Genomic DNA, 22,841 nt, shown 5'->3' with positions numbered 1-22,841 from the left:
TAAGATAACCTATATATCTTGCCATCGCTTTTTACGATTATTTGTATGTGAAGGAGAAATTATGGAATTTTCAAGCCGTTATGTAGCGCACGTTCCTGACGCTCAAGGCTTTGTTAATTATTCTGAAAAAGAAAATTCTGTGTGGAGTACTTTATTTGAAAGACAAATAAAATTATTACCAGGAAGAGCTTGTGATGAATTTATAACAGGGATAAAAACTCTAGGCATTACTTCAAGGGAAATCCCGCAAATTCCCGACCTGAATGAACGGCTTAAAGCAGAAACTGGATGGCAAGTGTCTGCAGTTGCTGCATTAATTTCTGCTCGCGAATTTTTTGAATTATTGGCAACAAAGCATTTTCCGGTAGCTACCTTTATTCGTAATGAAGAAGAATTAAATTATGTCAAAGAGCCTGATATTTTTCATGAGGTTTTTGGCCATTGTCCCATGCTAACCGACAAGGTCTACGCGGAATTTGTTTACGATTATGCCCGGAAGGTTCTAACCTTCCCTGAGTCTGACTGGCCCTTACTGCAACGGATGTTTTGGTTTACTGTAGAGTTCGGTTTAATTAAAAACGCCAATGGTTTGCGCGCTTATGGTGGGGGAATATTATCTTCGATTAGCGAAACAGTATACAGCGTTGAAAGCGATATCCCAATCCGAATAGTTTTTGAACCAATAGCAGCATTCCGTATGCCTTATCGTATCGATATGCTGCAACCGGTTTATTTCGTAATCAATGATTATCAGGTTTTATACGATTTTGTTTTATCGGATATAAATAAACTGTTGGCCCGAACCCGCGAATTAGGAGAGTTTCCCCCATTTTTTAAAGTGGATGCGAATAACCCTAACATCCATATTCGAGCCTGTTAATCTATACTTTTGGGAGAAGTTATGAATTTTTAACAGCCTTAATTTGTTATCAGGCGCATCAGAAGGAAGTACAGCTTCAAATGGAGTTTAATTAGGACCTGACGACAAATCACAGCTTTAACTTCTTATAACTTATTTGGAAAAGGTATATATTGTAAAGAACAGCGAGTCTTGCTAACATCGAGAAACTTGTTTGTTCATTGGCTGGTCTTAAGTCAAGGAGCATTTTTTGATTAAAGTATTAATTGTTGATGACCATGCATTGGTTCGAATGGGGATTCGACGATTACTTGAAGATATGTCGGATGTAGAAGTAGTTGCTGATGCCGAAAGTGGTGAACAAGCTTTGGCACTGGTAAAAAAACATTCTCCCGACGTGGTCCTTTTAGATATGAAAATGCCTGGAATTGATGGCTGGGAAGTAACACGTCGTCTAAAAAAATCAAATCCGCATGTTAAAGTAATTGCTGTAACCGCAATGTGTTCTGATGTGTTGCCTACACGTGTCCTGCAATTGGGAGCTATGGGTTATCTGACCAAAGAATCAGGTGCCGAAGAAATGGCGGCTGCGATTCGTAAAGTTGCCAAAGGGGAGAGGTATCTCAGTGCTGAGATTGCTCAGAAAATGGCGATTAATAGTCTGGAAGAAGTACAAGGTTCGCCTTTTGATTTATTATCTGAACGTGAGATGCAAGTGATGTTGATGATTACTACTGGCATGAATGTTCAGGAAATTAGCGACCGTCTTTTCCTGAGTACGAAAACAATTAATGGCTATCGTTACCGCACCTTTGAAAAATTAGGTATTAAAAATGATGTCGAGCTTACCTATTTGGCTTTGAAGCATGGAATTATAGAAAATCCTATCGATTTGGCATCAGAAGATTAAGTTTTTGTAGTTTTGAGGCAACGCAATGGAGTCTGGCAATAAAAATTCGCATTAAGCTTGCATCCGCCAATTTGCGCTGCACCCAGGCTTAACACTTCGAGTAACCAATCAGATTATTGTTATTATTATTACATGAATATTTCTACTGAATTAGCCTCATTCCTCACCAAGTTACCTAATGAACCCGGCGTTTATCGTATGTTGGATGAAACAGGTAATCTCCTGTATGTAGGCAAAGCTTCCAATCTAAAAAAAAGAGTTACGAGCTATTTTAATAAACAAAATACCGGCATAAAAACACGGTCACTGGTAAGTCAAATTGCTTCTATAAAAATCTCTGTGACCCGCAGTGAAACAGAGGCTTTATTACTGGAAAGCAATCTGATTAAAACATTAAAACCCAAATACAATGTTTTATTGCGCGATGATAAATCTTATCCTTACATTCATATTTGCAATCATCCGGAATTTCCCCGCATAGAAAGCTATCGTTCCAAAAAAAAACCTCTTTCAGGCGATTTTTTTGGACCCTATCCAAGTAGTGCTGCGGTAAAGGAAACCATTGTAACCATTCAAAAGGTCTTTAAACTACGTAATTGTAGAGACAGCTATTTTAATGCTCGTTCAAGACCCTGTTTACAATATCAAATCAAACGTTGTACCGCTCCGTGTGTCAATTACATAACTCCGGAAAATTACAAGCGTTCTGTACAAGATGCCATGCGATTCTTGCAAGGAAAGTCTCAACAGATTCTCGATGAATTGGCCAAGCGCATAGACAAAGCTGTAAGTGAATTGAATTTTGAGGAAGCAGCACTTTTGCGGGACCAGATTAAAAGTTTGCGCTTGGTACAAGAGCAACAAGGTGTTTTACAGTTACGTGGGGACGCAGATGCGATTGCTATTGAAGTAAATCCTGGTTTTGCGTGCGTTCAGTGTGTAACCATACGTGAAGGACAAGTATTGGCAAGCCATAGTTATTTTCCTTCAGTACCGCAAAAAGGGTTGGAGGATGAACTCGACCTGGAGGATTTGTGGCAACAAACTTTTGATGCTTTTGTCGGGTTTTATTATTTGGATAGTCCGGAGAAAATTCCTGCCTTAATCATTACCAACCATGAATTGGTGGATCACCAATCATTGGAGGAAATATTATCCGAACAACGCGGGAAGATGTGTAAAATTCAGGTAAATCCTCGGGGCATAAAATCGCGTTGGATGGATTTTTCCCTCAATAACCTAAGGGTTTCGGTAGCCGAATATGTTACAAAACACTCGACAATGAGATCACGATTCCAGGAACTGGAACATTTTCTCGGATTGAAAAAACCCATTGAACGAATGGAGTGCTTTGATATCAGCCATACCCAGGGTGAGGCTACAGTGGCATCTTGTGTCGTTTTTGATCAGGAAGGACCGTCCACTGGCGAATACCGTCGATTTAACATTGAAGGTATCACACCTGGAGATGATTACGCGGCTATGGAACAGTCAATTACCCGTCGTTTTAAACGCCTGATAGAAATTCAATCCTTGCCTGATCTGTTAATTATTGACGGAGGCAAGGGACAGGTAGCTGTGGCTCAGAAAGTTCTAGAGCGGCTTGGGATTTCAACAGTGACTTTGTTGGGCGTTGCCAAAGGACCCTCACGAAAAGCGGGATGGGAAAAGTTGATTTTAATTCATGAAGCACGTGAATTGACTTTACCTGACGACTCCAAGGCGTTGCATCTGCTCCAGCATATTCGGGATGAAGCACACCGATTTGCCATTACCGCCCATCGTAAAAAAAGACAAAAAAGGCGACTGGATTCTACGCTTGAGGATATTGAAGGGGTTGGAGCAAAACGCAGGCAAGCTTTGCTGCATCGTTTTGGAGGAATTCGAGAGCTTGCTAAAGCTCCCATAGAAGAAATTGCCAAAGTACCAGGCATCAGCGAACAATTGGCAAAGCGCATTTTTCAATTTTTTCATGGTGAAAACCGGTAAAAGCCCAGCTGGACTCATGTCTAACCAGGCTGCACTCAGGATATTCATTAATCCCTCCAGAATATTATTTATAAACCTGGCAAAAACTCAGATATTCGTACTAAACTTATTTTAGATATGCTCGAATAATAATTAAAAAAAATTGATATTTAAGCACAAATCTTGCATGTAAAAATAATAAGTAAGGTGAGAGGGGGGCATATGTATAAATTACTTTCAACTGCATTAATGATGCTTATGGTTTCCATTGCGCATGCAGCTTTTTATGGCACTGGATTATGCGGATATCCGCAATACGATTGCATTAAAGTCGAGCCGGGACAAAGTTGGACGACTTTATTTCCGGATGAAAAACAACGGGATATCGTGCAGAGAGTCAATCGCACTTACAATCCCTTATGGGCTGGCAAGATTATTGCTGTTCCAAAAAATCTGCCTTATCTCACTGTTTTTGATGTATCTCCTTTCCCGTTAAAAATTGCCAATGAACACCAGAAACAAATTGTCGTCGATCAGGATAAATTAGCTTTCGGGGCTTATGATGCTGAAGGTAATTTGGTTTTATGGGGGCCTATATCCTCTGGGCGAGACCGCTGTTCCGATTCCAATCGTTCATGTCGCACGCTTACCGGGATTTATCGAGTTTTTAGTAAAGAGAATGAAAAATGCGTTTCGGATGTGTTCCCGATAGGAAAAGGGGGGGCAAAAATGCCTTTCTGCATGTTTTTTCATAAAGGCTTCGCATTGCATGGCTCCGATGATATTCCGGGAGTAAGGGCAAGCCATGGATGCGTCCGAATGTTTGTTCAGGATGCGAAATGGTTAAATCAGCAGTTTGTTGAGTTATCCAGTGAACGCAACAATTTTATGGGAACAACAATAATTGTTCGTCCAATAAATGACAGTGAGTGAGAAATACTATGAATAACATAAAAAAAATCACTACGATTTCATTCATGTTGGTCTTAGGGTTCATTGCTACACCCCTTAATGCAGCCAAATCTAAAAAACTGGATCCTAATGAAATGCAGGCAAAAGCAGAAAAAGAAGAAGCCCGCTTTCCAATTGGGTGCAGACCGGTCGGTTTTCAGGAGAGTTTAAAAGTATTGTCACTTTATCCTGGAAAAGAAGGGGCCTTGCAATCCTTATATTTTTTCTTTAACAAATTGCCGCAAACAGTGAGTTTGTATCAAATGCGAGATGAAGACAGCCAGTATACCACCCGCTACAACCACTCTATAGGTGGTCGACAATGGGCGGCATTGGCAACAGGAGAACCGTTGGTCAAATTTATATGTACTTTGGGGGATGGTAAAACATCCTATGGAAAAATTATTGATTGTGCTGATACGATAAAAGTATGTGAATATGTCAATGTTAAATTCGGTTTAAATAATAAGGGCAATTATTGGATAGTTGATGGCACTACACGAAACGGGGCAGTTAATGAGGTAGTGCATTATGGCATTATACCGGGGGTATAAATCTGAAAATATTCTTAAAAATAAATAATATAAAGTTCAGGTTTAATTGCCGTGTAAAGAGGGAGAATCTTCATGAAATCGCTAGTACCTTGGGTATGTTTACTTGTCGCATCAGCCAGTCAACACGTTTTTGCTGATGATTTCAGTGCCTATCGATTGGGGAATTATAACAAATCCATAGAGCCTTTAATGAATCAGTCGGGAAAGAGTGCGGTTGCTGATTACTACTTAGGGCGAATTTACCTTTATGGGTATGGTCAACTCAAGAACAATCAATTGGCAATACGTTATTTCACTCAATCGGCACAAAAAGGATATCTCCCTGCCATCCAACTTATAGCCAGATATACTCTTTTGCATGATAAGGATCCGCAACAGGCTTTTGCATGGTTTAAAAAAGCAGCAGATGCTGGGGATGTGGATGCACAAATGTTTACTGCAGCGGCATACAAATATGGGGTTGGTGTGAAGCGAAATGCAGATGCAGCGACCCGTTATTACATTAATGCGGCAAAAAATGGGAATTCAATTGCACAATTTACCCTTGCGGAAAACTTTATTGACAGCCGAAACGCCTCCAATCGCAAATTGGGCCTTATTTGGCTTAACAAATCTGTCGCCAACGGTAACCCGCAAGCAATTACCCGCCTGGGAGAACTTTATCTGGAAGGGAAGCTGGTTGAAAAAGATGAAAGGAAAGCTGAAGAATTATTAAAAAAGGCAGCTGAACAAGGTTTTGCTCCTGCTATGGTTGGTCTCGGTGAATTGGCATTGGAGCAAAATCAAAAAGATCAAGCTTTGAAATGGTTTAACCAGGCCGCAAACCAACATAACGACGAGGCTTATCTGGATTTGGCGCATATTTATTTACAACCCAAGAGTCCGGTTTATGATCCAAAAACAGCGTTTATGTGGACCTTAAAAGCCGCTCAGAATGGTTCGCCACAAGGGAAACGCGAGTTAGCTGCAATGTATCAAAAAGGAATAGGTGTAGAGGCAGATCCCAATTTGGCTCAACAATGGATTAACCTGGCAAATCAGGATGAAAACGCAAAAAATCAGGAGGCTTCCCTGGCCCAGGCGGCACTTTGGTTAAGTAATGGAACTACGGATAAACTGGAACAAACAGATTTTCAGATGAAGGGGATATTAAGTGCCTGGAATAATCCTGCGGTATTGGGGGATTCTGCTTACAATCAAGCACCTCAGTTGAAAAATATAATGCGTCAGACTATTTTTAAACCCCAATTTGAATTGGTGCAACCTAATGATGTTCCTATCACAAGCTATTATGACGCAATATTGAACAAAACCCCAGGGTTCCAGGCGAATCAATGGACCTATCCTCTTTATCCTTTAGATTATCAATTATCGGCTTTAGAAAGAGCAACTACTCCGATATATGCTCAAATAAATTTACCTGTACCTTATATCGATGCGAATTATTATGATTATGATGATTATTCACAAGCTAATGTCATGGACTTATGGACTCAGGGCTGGCAAGCACAGCTTAATTATATGTCTATGTTTAATCAATTGTATTTTCGGGCGATATTAGGTGATGCCCAATCTCAATTTCAAATAGGGCAAATGTTCCAATATGGCATCGGCGTGGCGCAAAGTGATTCTTCGGCAATTATTTTTTATCAAAATGCCGCACAACAGCAGCATTTAGGAGCTGAGTACAACCTGGGGATTTTATACTTGCAACATGCCAAAAATAAACAGGATTATCAGCTTGCCTTAAATGATTTAACTGACGCAGCATTTAAAGGAAATAAAAAATCCCAATATGTTTTGGCCAGAATTCTTTCGCAAGGTATCACAGGCCCGGACGGTACGGTATATATTCAACCCAACCAAGAACAAGCCCTGTCGATGTTGTATCTGGCTGCGGCCAATAATTATGGCCCGGCTGAATATGAGTTGGCAGACAGTTTAGCTCGCCAAAATGATAGTGGCTTAAGTATTAATGTGAGACAACATAAAATAGCCATGATTCGGCAATTGTATCAAGGTGCAGCAGATAGAGGGGTTGCCCAGGCATTGTTACCGCTCGCATTTTATAATGCTATGGATCAGGATAAACAAAGACAAGCCCAAGCATTTTCAGTCGCCAAGGAACAGGCGTCTAACGGTGATGAAAATGCAGCTTTGTTGCTCGGTCTTCTCTATGATCGAGGGGTTGGTGTGAATGCTGATCGTGGGCAGGCAATTACCTGGTATCAGAAAGCAGGGCAAAATGCTGTGAGTGATTTTATCCTGGGAACTTATACTGCTGAAGGAAAAGGAATTGCCAAGGACACGGCAAAAGGAATAGAACAATTACAACAATCCGTAGATGATAGATTCTCTTATGCTGATTTCAATATGGCAGTGCTACAAAAACAAACCGGACAAGACTTCTTAGCTAATTTAATTAATTCTTATAAATTAGGGAACAGTCATGCAGGCATAGTTTTAGCTGACTATTACCTGGCAGAAAATTCTGATCCGGAAAAAATGCAGGAGGCCAAACAAATTTATACGGGTTTGGCTGAGAGGGGGGATCAGAATGCCCAGTTAAAATTGGCTTTTATGCTGGAAAAAGGCTTGGGGTCTGAGCCGAATCTTGCCGAGGCGCAACGGTGGTATACTGCTTCTGCAGAACAAGGTAACCCTCTTGCACAGTATTTATTAGGACAGTTTTATCAATTAGGCGAGAACGGAGAGCCTGATTATAGCTTGGCTAAAACCTGGTATGAGAAAGCAGCTGCCGCGCTTCCTGAGGCTTCTGTTGCTTTAGGCTTTATAGATGAAACTGTTAATGATAATTATGTGCAGGCATTAAAAGCATATCAACAGGCAGCCGCAAAAGGGGATGCATTAGGGGTATATAACCTCGCGCTCATGTATTTATACGGAAAAGGTACACCAGTTAATTATCCTAAAGCCAGAGATTTATTTGTTGAAGCTGCGACCCATCAGGTTCATGAGGCAATGAATCAACTGGGAACAATTTATTTCAATGGATTAGGACAAGCCAGAGATACACAGCAGGCCTTAGTATGGTATAAAAAAGCAGCATCTTTAGGCAATTCGAATGCGCTTTATCAGTTAGGTTTACTGTCTGAAACGGGCATCATTACCAAAATTGATTTCAAAGAAGCTCTCAATTATTACCAACAATCCGCAGATCAAGGTAATGAAAAGGCAATGCTGGCATTGGCAAGAATGTACCATTACGGTTTAGGCGTCGAGAAAAATCCCAAGATGGCTGCAAGTTTTTATGAAAAATTGGCTGCCCGTCAAAATGCCTATGCCCAATATCAGTTGGGAACCTACTATCTGGAAGGAACTGCAGGTGAGCGTTCAATTGCCAAAGGCAAACAGTTATTACAGCAAGCAAGTGATAATGGAAGCCTGCAGGCACGTCAAGTCTTACAAAGATTGGAAGCACGAACTCAGGCGCGCGTCAGTTTCATTGAACCTGTATTGATGAATCAAGCGCCGGTGGTCAAAGGACAAACTGCTGATTTTATGTATCTGGATGCATTAAATGAATGGAATCAAGGGGATGAAATTTTATCTCGTATGATTTTACAGCGTCTGGTTACTCAATATCCCAATTTTGTGCCAGCTAAACGGACTTTTGAGCAACTGAATCAATCACGAATAGTTAGTATTTATAGTTAGTTAATCATCCCTTTGTAACTCGGGCAGCATGCAGCATTATCTGTTCGAGTTACTGTTCTCCCCTTCTTTGAATAATGATTTGCCTCTCTCAATTTCTGGGCTTTGATCTAAAATCGTTTCTTGGGGTAAATTCTTGCATATTTTATAAATTTTACTCAAAATAACTAGTGCTTTATCTGGTTTTTAATGGAATGTCTAAACTAAAAACAGGGGAGTTATATGAAGCATACGGTTACTTTTTGTGTGTTTGATCACACAGTAGGTGGGAATCCTTTTTGGCATGGTTCATTTTTTTTATCAAAACTGGATGAAAGCAAACAGTTACTTGAGGTGGTTGAAACCTGGGGATTTTATGGCGTGACCAGCACTGGAGATAAAAGTAGCCGGCTCGAGCAATTTAAAATTAAAAATCATCTGGATGTTGATTTTCAGGGTAATCATGGCATGTTAATCCACGAAGAAGTGCGCTTTATGGATCTGGGGCACGGCCTCCATGGTTATACTTTTGAACTCACCCAGTACCAATTTGCACAATTGCAAAAGAGATGTGCGGATGCTGTTGCAGAGCAAGAGGCTGCTATTCGGGAAATTGTAGGTGATGGGCAAAATTTTAAGACTGATCCAGCACGAAAAGGAAGAGTTTATAAGGAAGAGGCTTACTCAAGACAAATTTTTGAGATAGAACAAATTAAAGCAAAAATTGAGGGACGCCCCTCTCGGCTTAAACCTTTCGATTTTCATTTATCATTTGGTCTATGGGGGCCTAGCCTGAAAAATTCCAATACCTGCAAAACCAGGGCGGTTGCCCTTTTAGAAGGGATTTTAACGGAGGAACAACTTGCCCCATTTAAGAACTCATCGTTTCCCCGTATGATTCAGGGGCTGGAGTCCATTCTGCTCCACAGTGAAGGTCCATTACGTATCCATACCAGGGCCTCCGGCAAAGAAATTTTCTATCGGGATCAAAAACTGGATAAAGAAGTTAAATTATATTGGAGTGTACCCCCTCAATATTTTGATGCTTTATCAGAGGAAACTGTTAATTTATTTGAAATTGATGAAGACTACCGAGAGGAAGTGAAATATTTAGTAAGTCAGCTACAGCGTTTGGAGTGGGTAATTAGAAACGCGTCTTTACCCAGGCAATACCAAAAACATAAGGAAGAATTAATCCAACAGATTATTGCGTGTTATAAAGCCTTTGCCCAGATTGAGCCTAAAAGCGAAACCAAAATAAACGGATGGCATGGTTCTTTCCTATTCTTATTATCCTTACCCAGAAGTAAAGAGGAAAAGAAATTACAAGGTAAAATTCAGCACGCCAAGATATTGTTAAATTCACTTTATATGGCAATAGTTGATAATTGGACCTTTGATGAAGATTTTGAAACCTCCTCAGGTGAGGAAGATACCCCAGAAACTTTAGTATCTTATTTGCCAAGGGAAGAGAAGAAGAAAATATGTAAGATAATGGGAAGAAGTTACCTGGAGAATGACGAGGAGGCAGATGTAACTCCACGAGCATTGGTTCCAGCTCGCTAGAATTCCATTAAAGTGTAACTGTTTTGTATTTTAAGGCAGTTGCACTTGATTCTCAAATCAAAAATTGAAGAGACATAAAGAGATTACTTTTCCCCAAAGGAAGTCCGAGAAAATTTAAGTGCATGTACCTCTGTTAAAGGAGACGAAAAAGTTGTTAAATGAGACACGGTACTTAATGGCATGAATTATTCATTTCTTGATGTTTTGGAAACATGCAAGAAGGAGTAATGAAAAGAGAGTCCTTTTCATCGTTTTCAATGCATTGCTAACTCTATTGAGGAATAGAATTGAGTAAAATTTTTCAGAATGGCAGCAAGAATGCTGAGCAATTCATAAACCGTTTTATTGAAAATAAATCCAAATTTGAAGATATTGGGCGAACATTAGAGTCACTTAAAAAAGAACTCCACAATGCGCACACAACACAGCAATTCGATAATAGCGTGCAAAAAATAATTAATGAAACCCAAAATGCCCATCAGTTCATATCTGCACTTCTTAAGGAGGCCAATCAAGAAGTACTGTCAAAAGTCATGGCGCGTTTGCACGGAGATTCTCAATTTAAAAATTGTGTTCCTTTGTTAAATGATATGGAGAATGCGAATAGAGCTGCGTCTCAAAAAGAAGCCTTGAGTTTAAAAGAAGCTCTGGTGGGGTTGGATGCTGCACAGCAACATGCATTTTTGCTTTTTATCCAAAAAGTAAAAGAGCTGAAACCAATTGCTGCATCACTGGTTAACCAGGAAGAAGTTTTTAAAAAACGTCTACAGAATGCTGATTCCCTGGAAGAAGTCGATACCCTAGAAACGGAAATTGAAATTAAAAATCAGGTTATTGAAGGGGCCCTGGAGCGTTTATTACCCTATCCTACGGATGAACTGGTTGCAGGACAAATCCTTAAGTTCTTGAAAGAAAACAGGCATCTGCTGGCTGTCCTGCAATCATTCGATTTACATGAAACATTAATGGATGACCTTTTGGATGCAAGAGAACTAATCGCGGCAACCACTGAGTTTTCCTCGAATTTTAAATCTATACTTTGCAGGTGAGTAGGTAAACCCGCACCTTTTAAATAAGTCACTCCTGGATTTTTTTAGAGTAAAGTCTAGGTTTGGCTAATCGGAAGGCAAAAGGTTACAAAAAATAGAGCATTTACCACACATAAGATGATTAAATGCTTTGTATGGGAAGAGTCGAACTGGCATTTGCCAGTCCGAAGCTAATGAATTGAGAGATGGGTTAAGCAGTCATTGCCTTAACACGAGCTATCAAGCGGCTTTTAATACGGGCAGCTTTATTCTTATGAATTAAGCCCTTTCCAGCAGCTTTATCAATAACCGGTTGTGCTTTGGTGTAGGCAGCATGAGCGGCTTCTTTATCACCTGATTCAACAGCTTTAATTACATTTTTGATGTAGGTGCGGAACATAGAACGTGCACTGGCATTGTGTTGACGTAATTTTACGTTTTGGCGAGCACGTTTGATCGCTGATTTAATATTTGCCACTTAAAAATCTCCACTCATTCAGACGGTACAAAAAGATGGTGATCATGCACAATGAGTTAGAATTTGTCAATAGACTTCTTTGTTTCTAAAGCAGAATTTGGTTCACTCTCTTGCTAAATGAGCTATTTATATGCATAATCAATTGCTCAATAGGGAATCAATACCCAATTTTTGTTAATCTTTTTAAGAGCAGGCCTCGCATATAAATTTATGAAAATTAATTCATTTAGGTATATCATAAAGGCATTTTATTTCTTTTATGAAAAATATGTCAGCATCAGAAACGGAGATTATGGTACCTAAGCGGCAGAGTTTATTGCGTTCAACAACACTGGTTTCGTTGATGACCTTCATTTCGCGTATAGTGGGCTTTATGCGGGATATGGTCCTTGCCAATTTTTTTGGTGCGCAAGCAGGGATGGATGCTTTTTTCGTGGCCTTCCGTATTCCCAATTTTATGCGCCGCCTTTTTGCCGAAGGAGCTTTTGCCCAAGCCTTTGTTCCTGTTCTTGCTGAATATCAAAAAACTCGTTCCCCAGGAGATGTCCGCATTTTTATTGCGCGGATCGCGGGATATCTCGGTTCAATTCTTAGTGTCGTTACTTTAATCGGCATATTTGCAGCCCCTGTTATTATTTTTTTATTTGCCCCTGGATTTAGTCATGACAGCAGTCGCGCGGTGCTGGCCACTGAAATGCTGCGTATTACATTTCCTTTCTTAATGTTGGTTTCTTTAACAGCTATGGCTGGGGCGGTATTAAATACTTATGGGTATTTTGCAATTCCTGCATTCACCCCCGTTCTGTTAAATATCAGCATGATTATCGCAGCCATCTATTTATGTCCCCATTTACCACGGCCAGTAGTTGGCTTGGCCTGGGGTGTGCTGATTGCAGGCATAGCGCAATTACTATTCCAAATTCCTTTTTTATACCAACGTAATTTATTGGTAAAACCTCGATTGGTCAGGAATGATGCCGGAGTGAATAAAGTAATGAAACTCATGATCCCAGCCTTGTTTGGGGTCTCTATTGCGCAACTTAATTTGATGGTTGACAGTATTTTTGCTTCTTTTTTAAAAATTGGAAGTGTGTCGTGGCTGTACTACACCGATCGGCTTACTGATTTTCCCCTGGGGGTTTTTGGAGTGGCAATTGCAACGGTAATTCTTCCTCACTTGTCCCGAAGACATGCTGAACAAAGCATTAGCCAATACTCAAGCGCCCTGGATTGGGGCCTACGTTCTATTCTACTTATCGGGATTCCTGCAGGTTTGGGGTTGTGTTTATTTGCTTTACCTTTGATTGCGAGTTGCTTTGCCTATGGTAAATTCACTGCTTATGATGTAATCCAGACTCAAAAAAGTTTAATCACTCTAGGGGCAGGGGTGCCTGCTTTTATGATGGTCAAAGTATTGGCTTCGGGGTTTTACGCACGGCAAGATATCAGTACTCCGGTTAAAGTGGGGGCTATTTCTATGGTGGTTAATACGTTGCTATGTTCTGTCTTTGTTTGGCATTTCGCCCATGCTGGTTTGACATTAGCTTCTGCATTGGCAGGTTATGTCAATTGCGGTACTTTATTATTTTTACTGATTAAAAGAAGGGTATTCAAACCCTCTCCCGGCTGGTTAAAATACAGCATGCAATTGTTTCTGGCGAATGCAGCAATTAGTGTTTATTTAATTTTGATGAGTGGTACAGTAAGTTACTGGCTTGCGTTTTCACCAGTCAAACGTTTTAGTTTATTATGCGTCCATGTATTGGTTGCTGTGGTAATTTACTTGTTGGTTTTGGGGGTAGCCGGACTCCGACCAGCTCATTTTCGTGGTCAAGTGAAGGATTAAAAAATGCAGGCAAAATTATTTTATGAAACTCAAAGCGATAGGGCTGTTCCTCTTCATTTGATTTCGCAAGATCAATGCGAAGAAAGAATAAGCATGCTGGCTTCTGCAGAACAAAATTGCCTTGCTTTGCATCAGTTTAAAGGAAAAATAGGCGATTCATGCTTCGTTCAAAATGCAGATGGATTAATTGATAAAGTATATATTGGTACGGGTGATGGAAATCAGTTCCAGGCTTTAGCAAACGCAGCCCTGATGCTTCCTCCTGATGTATATCAGGTAGAAGGTCAATGTACTCAGGAAGCTGCAATGAATTGGGCGTTGGCGCAATATCGGTTTGAAGCATACAAAAAGCAAGAAGTAAAACCCCGTGTTTTATTGGTTCACCCTGATCATTTGAATGACCTTCTGGCATTAACCCAGGCACAATTTTTAATAAGGGATTTAATCAATAAACCCACCAGCGATTTAGGCCCAAAAGAATTAGCTGAAGTAGTAGAACAATTGGCAAAAACACATAGAGGACAATTCAAGCAATGGATAGGCGATGAGCTGCTCAAAGATAATTTTCCTGCAATTCATGCTGTGGGACGGGCCTCTAAATCGGCACCCCGTTTGTTGTCATTAACCTGGGGAGATGAAAAATCCCCGCACATCACCCTGGTAGGCAAAGGAGTATGTTTTGACAGTGGCGGGCTAGATATTAAAACGGCTTCGGGAATGCGGTTAATGAAAAAAGATATGGGTGGGGCAGCACATGCAATTGGTCTTGCGCAATGGATTATGACCCGTAATTTACCGGTACGCTTGCAAGTCCTCATTCCAGCTGTAGAAAACTCCATTGGACCTGATGCATTTAGACCAGGTGATGTCTTAACCATGCGCAATGGCTTAACAGTGGAAGTACATAATACGGATGCAGAAGGACGTTTGGTTTTGGCCGATGCTTTAGTAAAGGCCTGCGAAGACTCCCCCGATTTATTGATTGATTTTGCTACGTTAACAGGGGCGGCAAGGGTTTCAGTGGGTACTGAAATTGCGGCTTTATTTACTAATAATGACCACTTGGCTGCCGAGGTAACTGCAGCATCTCATAAGGCCGCTGATCCTGTGTGGCGTTTGCCGCTCTTTGCTGCATACGAGGAGTTACTTCGTTCCAATGTCGCTGATTTGGCTAACTCCAGTGATCATCCTTATGCGGGGGCGATTGTTGCTGGATTATTTCTTCAACGCTTCATCACCAAATCAATACCCTGGTTGCATTTTGATATTATGGCCTGGAACTTAGGCAGTAAGCCAGGTAAACCCGAAGGGGGAGAGGCAATGGGATTACGTACCGTGGCAGAATATTTATTAAGAGTTTACGGGTGAAGGATAAATTAGTTACGAAAGGAGATTTGGATGTTAATCACATTTCATACAGATGCTTACGAAGACATCACCTATTTTGCTGATGTCGCCAAACGCCTGCTTTCCTTAATGGGCCATAGCGGGACTATTCCAGGAGCAATAAAAGCTGAGAATCTTCCTGAAGCATTAGAAAAATTACAGGCAGGTCTTAAAGGGGAAAAGAAGGGAGTGGAGGAAGATGAAGACAATGAACCTGTAATAAGTCTTGCAAATCGTGCAGTCCCCTTAATCAATTTATTGCAAGCTGCAATAAAAAAAGATAAAGATGTCCTCTGGGATTAACAGGTTATAACCCTTTTGAAACCCCGGGTAAAGCATGATTGTCACCCGGGATGACGGATAATAAGTACATTGATTAACCGGTTTTTGCACTCTCAATGATGGAGTTCTATTGCAACTCAAGGTGATGAGTATGTAACTCACAACCTTTTGCTCTATAGTCCCTGTAATGTGCGCGGCTTAATTCTTTGTCGGCTTCAACATTGTTTACAATTTCCATGATCCGCTTAAATCTAGAGTAAAAATCCGGAATATAGTCGGCAAGATTCAATAAAATATCATTAAACCCTCGCGGTTCCCGCTCATATCCAATTTGGATGGGGGGAGGAGGTTCAGGGCCTTCCCCTTGGAGGTTATGCGGGATAAAACTGTCTTCTTTAAATGTCCATAACAGTTCATCAAGCAATTCAGCATCCTGCTTATTATTGCATAAAACATAAACCTTATGCCCCTTGGCATAAGCTTTTTCCAGAAGACGACATGCAACCAACCAACGTGCGTCGGGCTGGTCGCTGGCTAATAAATAAAAATCAACGCGAATTAGAGGCATGGCGTAATATTTGGGTTAATAAGGGAACGGGACGGCCGGTAGCATTACGATTTTTTCCGAACACCCAGGCGGTGCCCGCAATATCCAGATGTGCCCAGCGATACTTTTCTGTAAATCGGGAGAGAAAACACGCTGCAGTGACACTACTAGCAGTACGATCAAAGCCGGCATTAATCATATCGGCCAAAGGGCTCTCCAGGGCATCCTGATATTCATCATCCAAAGGCATGCGCCAGACACGGTCATTGCTTTCCATTGCTGCCTCTTCAATCAGTTTCGCTAATTCTTCATCCTGGGTCATATAGCCGGATGCTACGGTTCCTAATGCAACAATGATTCCGCCTGTAAGTGTTGCTACATCGATAACAAATTCGGGTTGATAGCGTTCTGCATAAGTTAGCGCATCAGCCAAAACCAAGCGGCCTTCGGCATCCGTATTAATAATTTCTACAGTTTGTCCAGACATGCTGGTGACAATATCCCCGGATTTGACGGAAGTGCCGCTTACCATATTTTCAGCACTGGCAATCAAACCAATCACATTGACTGGCAGCTTCAGTAAAGCACAAGCCTTTAAAGTACCCAATACGCTGGCAGCACCTGACATATCATACTTCATTTCATCCATTGCGTTGGCAGGCTTAATGGACAACCCACCGGAATCAAATGTGATGCCTTTTCCCACCAAAATGATTGGGGGAGCATCCCCAGCACCTTTATAATGGATGTCTATAAGTCTTGGAGGTTGTGCTGAACCCTGTGCGACTGCCAATAAAGTTTCCATGCCCATTTGCCGCATTTCTTCTGGTCCCATTACCTTGCAATTCATACTTTGGGCAAATTCTTTCGCCAACTGCATTGCTTGTTCGCCTAAATAGGCAGGGGTGCAGATATTGGCTGGCATATTCGCCAAGTGGCGGGTGAATTCAACGCCCGTTGCAATTGCTTCGCCCAGTTTTAGTCCTTCAGTGTTGGCATTAGGTAAATAAAAAGTGACGGATTCCAATTGGTGGGCTTTTGCCTTTTTCTTCTTAAATTCAAGTAATTGATAGCATTGATTGTCCATTTGAATAATCATTTGTTCCAATTGCCAGTCTGCGGAATATTGGGCTATTTGCGGGAAACATATTGTGGCACTACGTATGCGGTGTTTAATGAGAGCTCCCGTTACCTCGGCAATTCTTTTTTTCAGTTGGGAGGGATTAAATTTACCTTGCTCGCCACATTGAACGATGAGAATGGCCCCATGGAGATCATGATGCCAAAGCATGTCTCCTGCTTCTGATGTTTTCTTGATTAACCTGCTGATGAGACCTTGATGCTCTTTATCCAGAGACTGAGCAAACGCAGATAATTCCACATCAGAAAATACACCCAGCACCAGACATTCGCTAGCCGATAAGGTGGGTTTTTGTGTTAATCCATAATTCATTTTTATGATTCCTAGCATTTGGAGTCTCCTGGGTGAGGGCATCGCAAACGGGTCTATTCTTACAAACAAACCAGAATTACCCTCCACACATCATTCAGAAGACGCGTTTGATTAGTAGTGTACCCAAACTAAGTTTGGTTTTAAACAGGCATTTTGCAGTCTGTTAAGGGTTTTGTCGGTACTACAATTTGAACATTAATACCTTTAATTGTGGGGCTATTTTGCGCTTTTTCAAGATATTCCACCAATGGAACATCCACTACTTTGCCATATTCTGATGAAGCTTGGCGAAAATACAGCTGTCCCTTATGTCTGATTGCAAAACCTAAATGGGAAATATTCAATGCAGTGCCAATTTTTTGGCTGAGATCCCAATTGGGTCTCACTATTTCGATGATTGCTCCGTGGGGAATTTGCGCAAATAAATACATATTAGGGGTATCTTTTTCGATAAATAAGGCACTAAAAGGAAGATAAGGGACTTTTTCAGAAGTGACTTCCAATGCAGCAGCTTTCTTTTTTAATTCCTGGAGTCTCTCATCTTTGTTTACTGTATCGGCATTTACTAATCTGATTGTTTCGACCGTTTTATAAGCATACCAATTGGGTTTATTAATCACTGCGTCCGCAATCTGGGCTACAGGTTGGTTTTTTTTATCTTTAATCGTTAGGGTAATGTCTTTAAGTATTCCATTTTTTTGATTATTCAGATTCCAATCCAAACCGGTAAAATGGTTTCGTTGCAGATAAGAAACAGCCCCCTCTTTGTAACGTAAATTTTTGATGCAGTGCTGAAATGAGCTCAGGGAATTTGCTACAGCTAAAGACAACACCGTATTAACGTAGGTATCACAATCGAAGGCATCGACGCGGTATTTTGGAAATTGATCATATCGGGCTTTGGGACCTTCTCCTAAAGAGCCAAGAAGGTAGGGTACCCCCAAAAATTGGCTACTGAACCAATCAATTCTATCTGCCATGGAATTATTCGGCATGCTGCTTACTCTATGATATAGTTCTTCTATTGAGGAATTAGCTTGTTTTTCAGTAGCAATTGAGTCAAAAGCATAACTCAAATAAGAAATAAGGAAACAGGTTATAAACGCCAAATGTTTAAAGGGAGTCAATGTGCACTTCATCAGTTTTTTCTATTTAAAGCCAAATAATGACTACATCTTAACCTGTTCTGAAGTATGGAGGCAAGAATGCTGAATTTTATCTGGTTAGGAATGATACTGATTTCGGTGATAGTTGGGGTGATTGAAGGGCGTATAGATGAGGTAGCTCGTGCCGTCACAGAATCGGCCAAACTTGGCTTTGAAATTGCTTTGGGGCTGGCAGGCATTATGTCATTATGGCTAGGAATTATGTCTATAGCCAATGAGTCAGGACTGGTGGGTTTATTGGGAAAGTTACTGAGACCTATTTTAAGGAGGCTGTTTCCTGATATCCCTACCGAACACCCGGCTATGGGCGCCATGACCATGAATATCGCTGCTAATATGTTGGGACTTGCCAATGCAGCAACTCCATTCGGATTGCAAGCAATGAAAGAGCTGCAAACCCTGAACCAGCATGCAAAAATTGCAACCAACTCCATGTGTACTTTTTTGGCAATTAATACGTCAAGTGTCCAGTTAATTCCAGCTACCGCCATTGCTTATTTGGCGGCGAATGGCAGCACTAATCCCAGTAGTGTGATTATCAGTTCCTTAATTGCCACCATTATTTCTACCCTGGTTGCCATTATTGCGGTGAAGCAATTAGCGAAATTACCCCTATTTCGTGTGGGAAGGAAAGACAGCTTATGAGTGGATTCGCCAATCAACTATCCAATTGGATGCTTTTGATATTTATCGTAGGTATTCCTTTATATGGTGCAGTAAAAAAAATAAATGTATTTGATGCCTTTATTGTGGGTGCCAAACAGGGGTTTGACACCATTTTAAGTATCGTTCCTTACCTCATCGCCATGATCGTGGCTATAGGCATGCTGCGCGCTTCTGGTTTTTTTAGTTTGATGGCAAATCTTCTGGCTCCGCTTCTGGCGATGATCGGAATGCCTCCAGAAGTATTGCCTTTAGCTTTAATTCGCCCTTTTTCAGGAAGTGCTGCAACAGGAATAATGGCAGAGTTAATCCATCAATATGGCGGTGATTCAGTTATTGCTAAAATTGCGGCAACAATGATGGGAAGCACAGAAACAACATTTTATGTGATTGCCGTTTATTTTGGTTCAATAGGGATTCGAAGAACACGACATGCAATTCCTGCAGGTTTATTAGCCGATCTAGCCGGAATTATTGCCTCGGTAATTGTTTGTCGTTATTTGTTCGGATGAGCCTTAGAGAACAAATGGAAGGGGTTGCAGATTCTACAAAAACAGAAACATATTCATTATCGTAGAATCTGCAGTGATAGATTATCCTGCTTTTGATTTTTTCTTGCCTTTGTTGTTATCTTTCTGGGCGTAATTTGTTTTTTCCAGTGATTTTAACTGAGCAAAAACATTACGTACCTTCGCCCTAAATTGGGCCATCTCGCGTGCCGGAACAGGTGAGGCAGTAGGCAAATAAGTTGTAGTCGGGTTTCTTGGCTGATTATGAACATGAAGCTCATAATGGCAATGAGGACCTGTAGCCAGACCTGTTTGACCTACGTAACCAATTACCTGGCCTCGTTTAATCCTGCTGCCTTTAGACAAACCTTTTGCAAATCGAAGCATGTGGCCATAGAGCGTACTATAGGTTTTATCATGTTTGACTTCAATCATATTTCCATAGCCATTGTGCCTGCCTATATTAGTAATAACCCCATCTCCAACGGATTGAATTGGTGTGCCGATAGGGGCAGCCAGATCTATGCCTTTATGAGCCCTTTTATAATGCAATATGGGATGATATCTGGAAGTAGTAAAGGTTGAGCTAATATGACTGAACTTAATAGGATAGCGTGAAAAAGCCTTTTTAAAACTTTCACCTTTAGGAGTATAGTAATCGCGAGTACCATTTCTGCTGATATGTCGTACTGCCTGAGCCGTTTTGCCCTGATTGGTATAACTTACCGCAACAATATCGCCAATGCCTACCATTTTGTTTTCCACATAAAAACTGTCGTAGGCAATTGAGAATCGATCACCGCTGCGAATGGAACGTGAAAAATCGATTTCCTTACGTAAAATCGTAGTCATTTGCTGAATCAATTTCCTGGGAATACCTAATCGTTGTGCTGTAGCATATAAAGAGCCTTTGACTACTCCTGTGACATAACGTTCCTGGGTTTTAACTTTTTTGGAATCTATTTTCGTTTTATAAACTGCACCATCCCTGTATACCGTCAGGGTTTGGATGTTATTCATTGGAATAACTAATTTTTCCAACTTGTTTTTATTAATTAAAAACTTCAGTTCCTGGCTTGGTTTTATTGCCGTAAGGGCTTTTGCATAGGGATTTTTTTGCATCACCAGGTGGAGGTTTTGGGCAGTCAATCCCAAGCGCTTGAAGATGGTGGCCATAGAGTCCCCTGATCTGGGTCTAACGGTTTGCCATTCATTATCTTTGACGATATTTTTGACCGGTTTAACTGTTTTGACCACATGTTCCACAATCGTTTTAGCGGACTCTTTATTCAATTCAGGCTGAGGTTCTTCAGCTATTTCCTCTTCTGTATTTTCATTGGGATAGGTACTTTCCTGAAATGTTTCATCCGAATAGCCTTCGGAATCTTCATCCTCAAGATCAGGTAAAGCGATAGTTTTGGTTGAGGCTACTTGATGCGTATTGTGTGAAAATTTCTTTACCAGGAAATAGGGGAGAGAAAAAGCAATAATTAAGGCAAAACCCATTAATACCTTAGATGGCTTAGATTTTTTATTTTTATTCGTTTTTCTTTTTTCGATATATATATAAGGTTTCTTATCCATCGTTTGCCTATACATTGCCATCCGGAACTATGCTATTGTCTGCATTTAATAAATTTTCGGGTGACAAATTATTTTTAAATCACCTTTAGGTATGGCAGGAAATTGCCAACCGGGCTAAGATACTCGGTGTGAGAAGATAGGTCAATCATTTATAAAGGTTTTGATGTCATGATAGTTGAAGATTCAGTGTGTGCCGAGCTAATAAGAGGCTGTGAGGAAGTACTTCCACAGCAGGAATTGGAAAAAAAATTACAAAAAGGGACTACTTTAAAAATAAAAGCAGGTTTTGATCCCACCGCACCAGATTTGCATTTAGGACATACTGTACTACTAAATAAACTCAGACAATTCCAACAATACGGTCATGAGGTCATTTTTCTAATTGGGGATTTCACGGCAATGATTGGCGACCCAACCGGGAAGAACGTCACCCGTTTACCACTCAGTCAAGAAACAGTCCTTGAAAATGCAAAAACATACCAAGAGCAAGTTTTTAAAATTTTAGATCCCCTTAAAACCCGTGTTGCATTTAATTCCCAGTGGCTTGCCCAGTTCAGTGCCGTCGATTTGATTCGTTTGGCTGCAACCCACACGGTGGCACGTATGCTGGAGCGTGATGATTTTAACAAACGCTATACCACTGGCCAGCCCATCGCCATCCATGAGTTTTTGTATCCTCTTCTTCAGGGCTATGATTCAGTCGCACTGAAAGCGGATGTAGAACTTGGGGGTTCAGATCAGAAATTTAATCTGTTAATGGGACGCGAATTACAGAAACATTATGGCCTTGAACCGCAGGTTGTGATGATGACCCCATTAATCGAAGGCCTGGACGGGGTGAAGAAAATGTCCAAGTCATTAGACAATTATATAGGTATTAACGAGCCTGCCGCCGATATGTTTGGGAAAATAATGTCTGTATCGGATGAGCTCATGTGGCGATATATTGACTTACTAAGCTTTAAAACTGGAAAAGAAATACAGGCTTTAAAGAAATCCGCTGCTCAAGGGGCAAATCCGCGAGATATAAAAATTGACTTTGCCAAAGAGATTGTGGCCCGTTTCCATGATCAAGCACAAGCAGAACATGCGCACAGGGAATTTATTGAACGGTTTCAAAAAGGCATTATCCCAGAAGATCTGGAGGAGCAAACTCTCACATTGCAAGAACCCCTATCTTTGGCGCAGATATTGAAGCAAATGAATTTAACGCAGAGTACGTCAGAGTCAATTCGTTTAGTGAAACAAGGCGCGGTTAAGATAAATGGCGACAAAGCTGAAGATCCTGCTCTTGTCTTGCCAGTTGGCCACTCCTATATAATACAAGTGGGCAAGCGTAGAATTGCCAAGCTGCGCTTGCAATAAACAGAGTGTTATCATTTTTTTAAAAAAAATGAAAAAAGTGTTTGACATGGTAACGGAAATCAGTAGAATACG

General features: G+C 40.8%; 19 protein-coding genes. 14 read left to right on the top strand and 5 right to left on the bottom strand.

The window, feature by feature from the left end; all coding sequences use genetic code 11:
- Positions 1–61 precede the first annotated feature (61 nt).
- The 8 genes from phhA to KYQ_RS12345 all read left to right on the top strand — a co-directional run bounded on the left by phhA (position 62) and on the right by KYQ_RS12345 (position 11,511).
- Positions 62–880 carry a phenylalanine 4-monooxygenase gene (phhA, locus tag KYQ_RS12380; RefSeq protein ID WP_010654580.1) on the top strand — a complete coding sequence of 273 codons (819 nt, stop codon included), beginning with the start codon at positions 62–64 and terminating at the stop codon, positions 878–880.
- 229 nt (positions 881–1,109) lie between these two features.
- Entirely contained in the window at positions 1,110–1,769 is a 660-nt protein-coding gene (gene letA, locus KYQ_RS12375) for a two-component system response regulator LetA (RefSeq protein WP_010654579.1), read from the top strand.
- A 132-nt stretch (positions 1,770–1,901) separates the two neighbouring features.
- Complete coding sequence (uvrC, locus tag KYQ_RS12370; RefSeq protein WP_010654578.1) at positions 1,902–3,758, top strand: excinuclease ABC subunit UvrC; 1,857 nt, start codon at positions 1,902–1,904, stop codon at positions 3,756–3,758.
- Positions 3,759–3,959: 201 nt separating this feature from the next.
- Positions 3,960–4,670 carry a L,D-transpeptidase gene (locus KYQ_RS12365; RefSeq protein ID WP_010654577.1) on the top strand — a complete coding sequence of 237 codons (711 nt, stop codon included), beginning with the start codon at positions 3,960–3,962 and terminating at the stop codon, positions 4,668–4,670.
- Between the two features lie 8 nt (positions 4,671–4,678).
- Complete coding sequence (locus tag KYQ_RS12360) at positions 4,679–5,242, top strand: hypothetical protein (RefSeq protein ID WP_010654576.1); 564 nt, start codon at positions 4,679–4,681, stop codon at positions 5,240–5,242.
- 72 nt (positions 5,243–5,314) lie between these two features.
- Entirely contained in the window at positions 5,315–8,920 is a 3,606-nt protein-coding gene (locus KYQ_RS12355; RefSeq protein WP_019350144.1) for an SEL1-like repeat protein, read from the top strand.
- 219 nt (positions 8,921–9,139) lie between these two features.
- On the top strand, positions 9,140–10,462 hold the full coding sequence (locus KYQ_RS12350) for a hypothetical protein (RefSeq protein WP_019350143.1): 1,323 nt from the start codon (positions 9,140–9,142) through the stop codon (positions 10,460–10,462).
- A gap of 287 nt (positions 10,463–10,749) precedes the next feature.
- Entirely contained in the window at positions 10,750–11,511 is a 762-nt protein-coding gene (locus KYQ_RS12345; RefSeq protein ID WP_019350142.1) for a hypothetical protein, read from the top strand.
- Between the two features lie 190 nt (positions 11,512–11,701).
- Here KYQ_RS12345 and rpsT read toward each other — a convergent pair whose 3' ends face one another.
- On the bottom strand, positions 11,702–11,968 hold the full coding sequence (gene rpsT, locus KYQ_RS12340) for a 30S ribosomal protein S20 (RefSeq protein ID WP_010654572.1): 267 nt from the start codon (positions 11,966–11,968) through the stop codon (positions 11,702–11,704).
- 259 nt (positions 11,969–12,227) lie between these two features.
- Here rpsT and murJ point away from each other — a divergent pair, with 259 nt between their 5' ends.
- From murJ to KYQ_RS12325, 3 genes are read left to right on the top strand one after another with little or no spacing between them, the layout of a single operon-like run.
- On the top strand, positions 12,228–13,814 hold the full coding sequence (gene murJ / locus KYQ_RS12335; protein ID WP_010654571.1) for a murein biosynthesis integral membrane protein MurJ: 1,587 nt from the start codon (positions 12,228–12,230) through the stop codon (positions 13,812–13,814).
- Positions 13,815–13,817: 3 nt separating this feature from the next.
- Positions 13,818–15,182: a leucyl aminopeptidase family protein gene (locus KYQ_RS12330; RefSeq protein WP_010654570.1), complete on the top strand. Its 1,365-nt coding sequence runs from the start codon at positions 13,818–13,820 to the stop codon at positions 15,180–15,182.
- Positions 15,183–15,212: 30 nt separating this feature from the next.
- Positions 15,213–15,503, top strand: a complete 291-nt coding sequence (locus KYQ_RS12325; protein WP_010654569.1) for a DUF1840 domain-containing protein — start codon at positions 15,213–15,215, stop codon at positions 15,501–15,503.
- Between the two features lie 106 nt (positions 15,504–15,609).
- On the opposite strand, the gene KYQ_RS12320 is transcribed toward KYQ_RS12325, so the two are convergent.
- The 3 genes from KYQ_RS12320 to KYQ_RS12310 all read right to left on the bottom strand — a co-directional run bounded on the left by KYQ_RS12320 (position 15,610) and on the right by KYQ_RS12310 (position 18,621).
- Entirely contained in the window at positions 15,610–16,050 is a 441-nt protein-coding gene (locus tag KYQ_RS12320) for a DNA polymerase III subunit chi (RefSeq protein WP_010654568.1), read from the bottom strand.
- On the bottom strand, positions 16,031–17,482 hold the full coding sequence (locus tag KYQ_RS12315; protein ID WP_029489048.1) for a leucyl aminopeptidase: 1,452 nt from the start codon (positions 17,480–17,482) through the stop codon (positions 16,031–16,033). The genes KYQ_RS12320 and KYQ_RS12315 overlap by 20 nt, the downstream gene beginning before the upstream one ends.
- A gap of 140 nt (positions 17,483–17,622) precedes the next feature.
- Positions 17,623–18,621, bottom strand: coding sequence for an N-acetylmuramoyl-L-alanine amidase-like domain-containing protein (locus tag KYQ_RS12310; protein WP_010654566.1), 999 nt, complete (start codon positions 18,619–18,621; stop codon positions 17,623–17,625).
- 66 nt (positions 18,622–18,687) lie between these two features.
- Here KYQ_RS12310 and KYQ_RS12305 point away from each other — a divergent pair, with 66 nt between their 5' ends.
- Together KYQ_RS12305 and KYQ_RS12300 are read left to right on the top strand one after the other, a co-directional pair.
- Positions 18,688–19,293, top strand: a complete 606-nt coding sequence (locus tag KYQ_RS12305) for a nucleoside recognition domain-containing protein (RefSeq protein WP_010654565.1) — start codon at positions 18,688–18,690, stop codon at positions 19,291–19,293.
- Positions 19,290–19,823 (top strand): spore maturation protein, encoded by a 534-nt coding sequence (locus tag KYQ_RS12300; protein WP_010654564.1) that lies wholly within the window; start codon positions 19,290–19,292, stop codon positions 19,821–19,823. Before KYQ_RS12305 ends, KYQ_RS12300 begins: the two co-directional genes overlap by 4 nt.
- A gap of 81 nt (positions 19,824–19,904) precedes the next feature.
- Here KYQ_RS12300 and KYQ_RS12295 read toward each other — a convergent pair whose 3' ends face one another.
- Positions 19,905–21,404 (bottom strand): M23 family metallopeptidase, encoded by a 1,500-nt coding sequence (locus KYQ_RS12295; protein WP_010654563.1) that lies wholly within the window; start codon positions 21,402–21,404, stop codon positions 19,905–19,907.
- A 168-nt stretch (positions 21,405–21,572) separates the two neighbouring features.
- Here KYQ_RS12295 and tyrS point away from each other — a divergent pair, with 168 nt between their 5' ends.
- Complete coding sequence (gene tyrS, locus KYQ_RS12290) at positions 21,573–22,769, top strand: tyrosine--tRNA ligase (protein ID WP_010654562.1); 1,197 nt, start codon at positions 21,573–21,575, stop codon at positions 22,767–22,769.
- Positions 22,770–22,841 lie beyond the last annotated feature (72 nt).

The organism is Fluoribacter dumoffii NY 23 (assembly GCF_000236165.1).
Lineage (GTDB): Bacteria > Pseudomonadota > Gammaproteobacteria > Legionellales > Legionellaceae > Legionella > Legionella dumoffii.
Note: the sequence above shows the minus strand (reverse complement) of the source record. Positions and strands in the feature narration are given on the sequence as shown.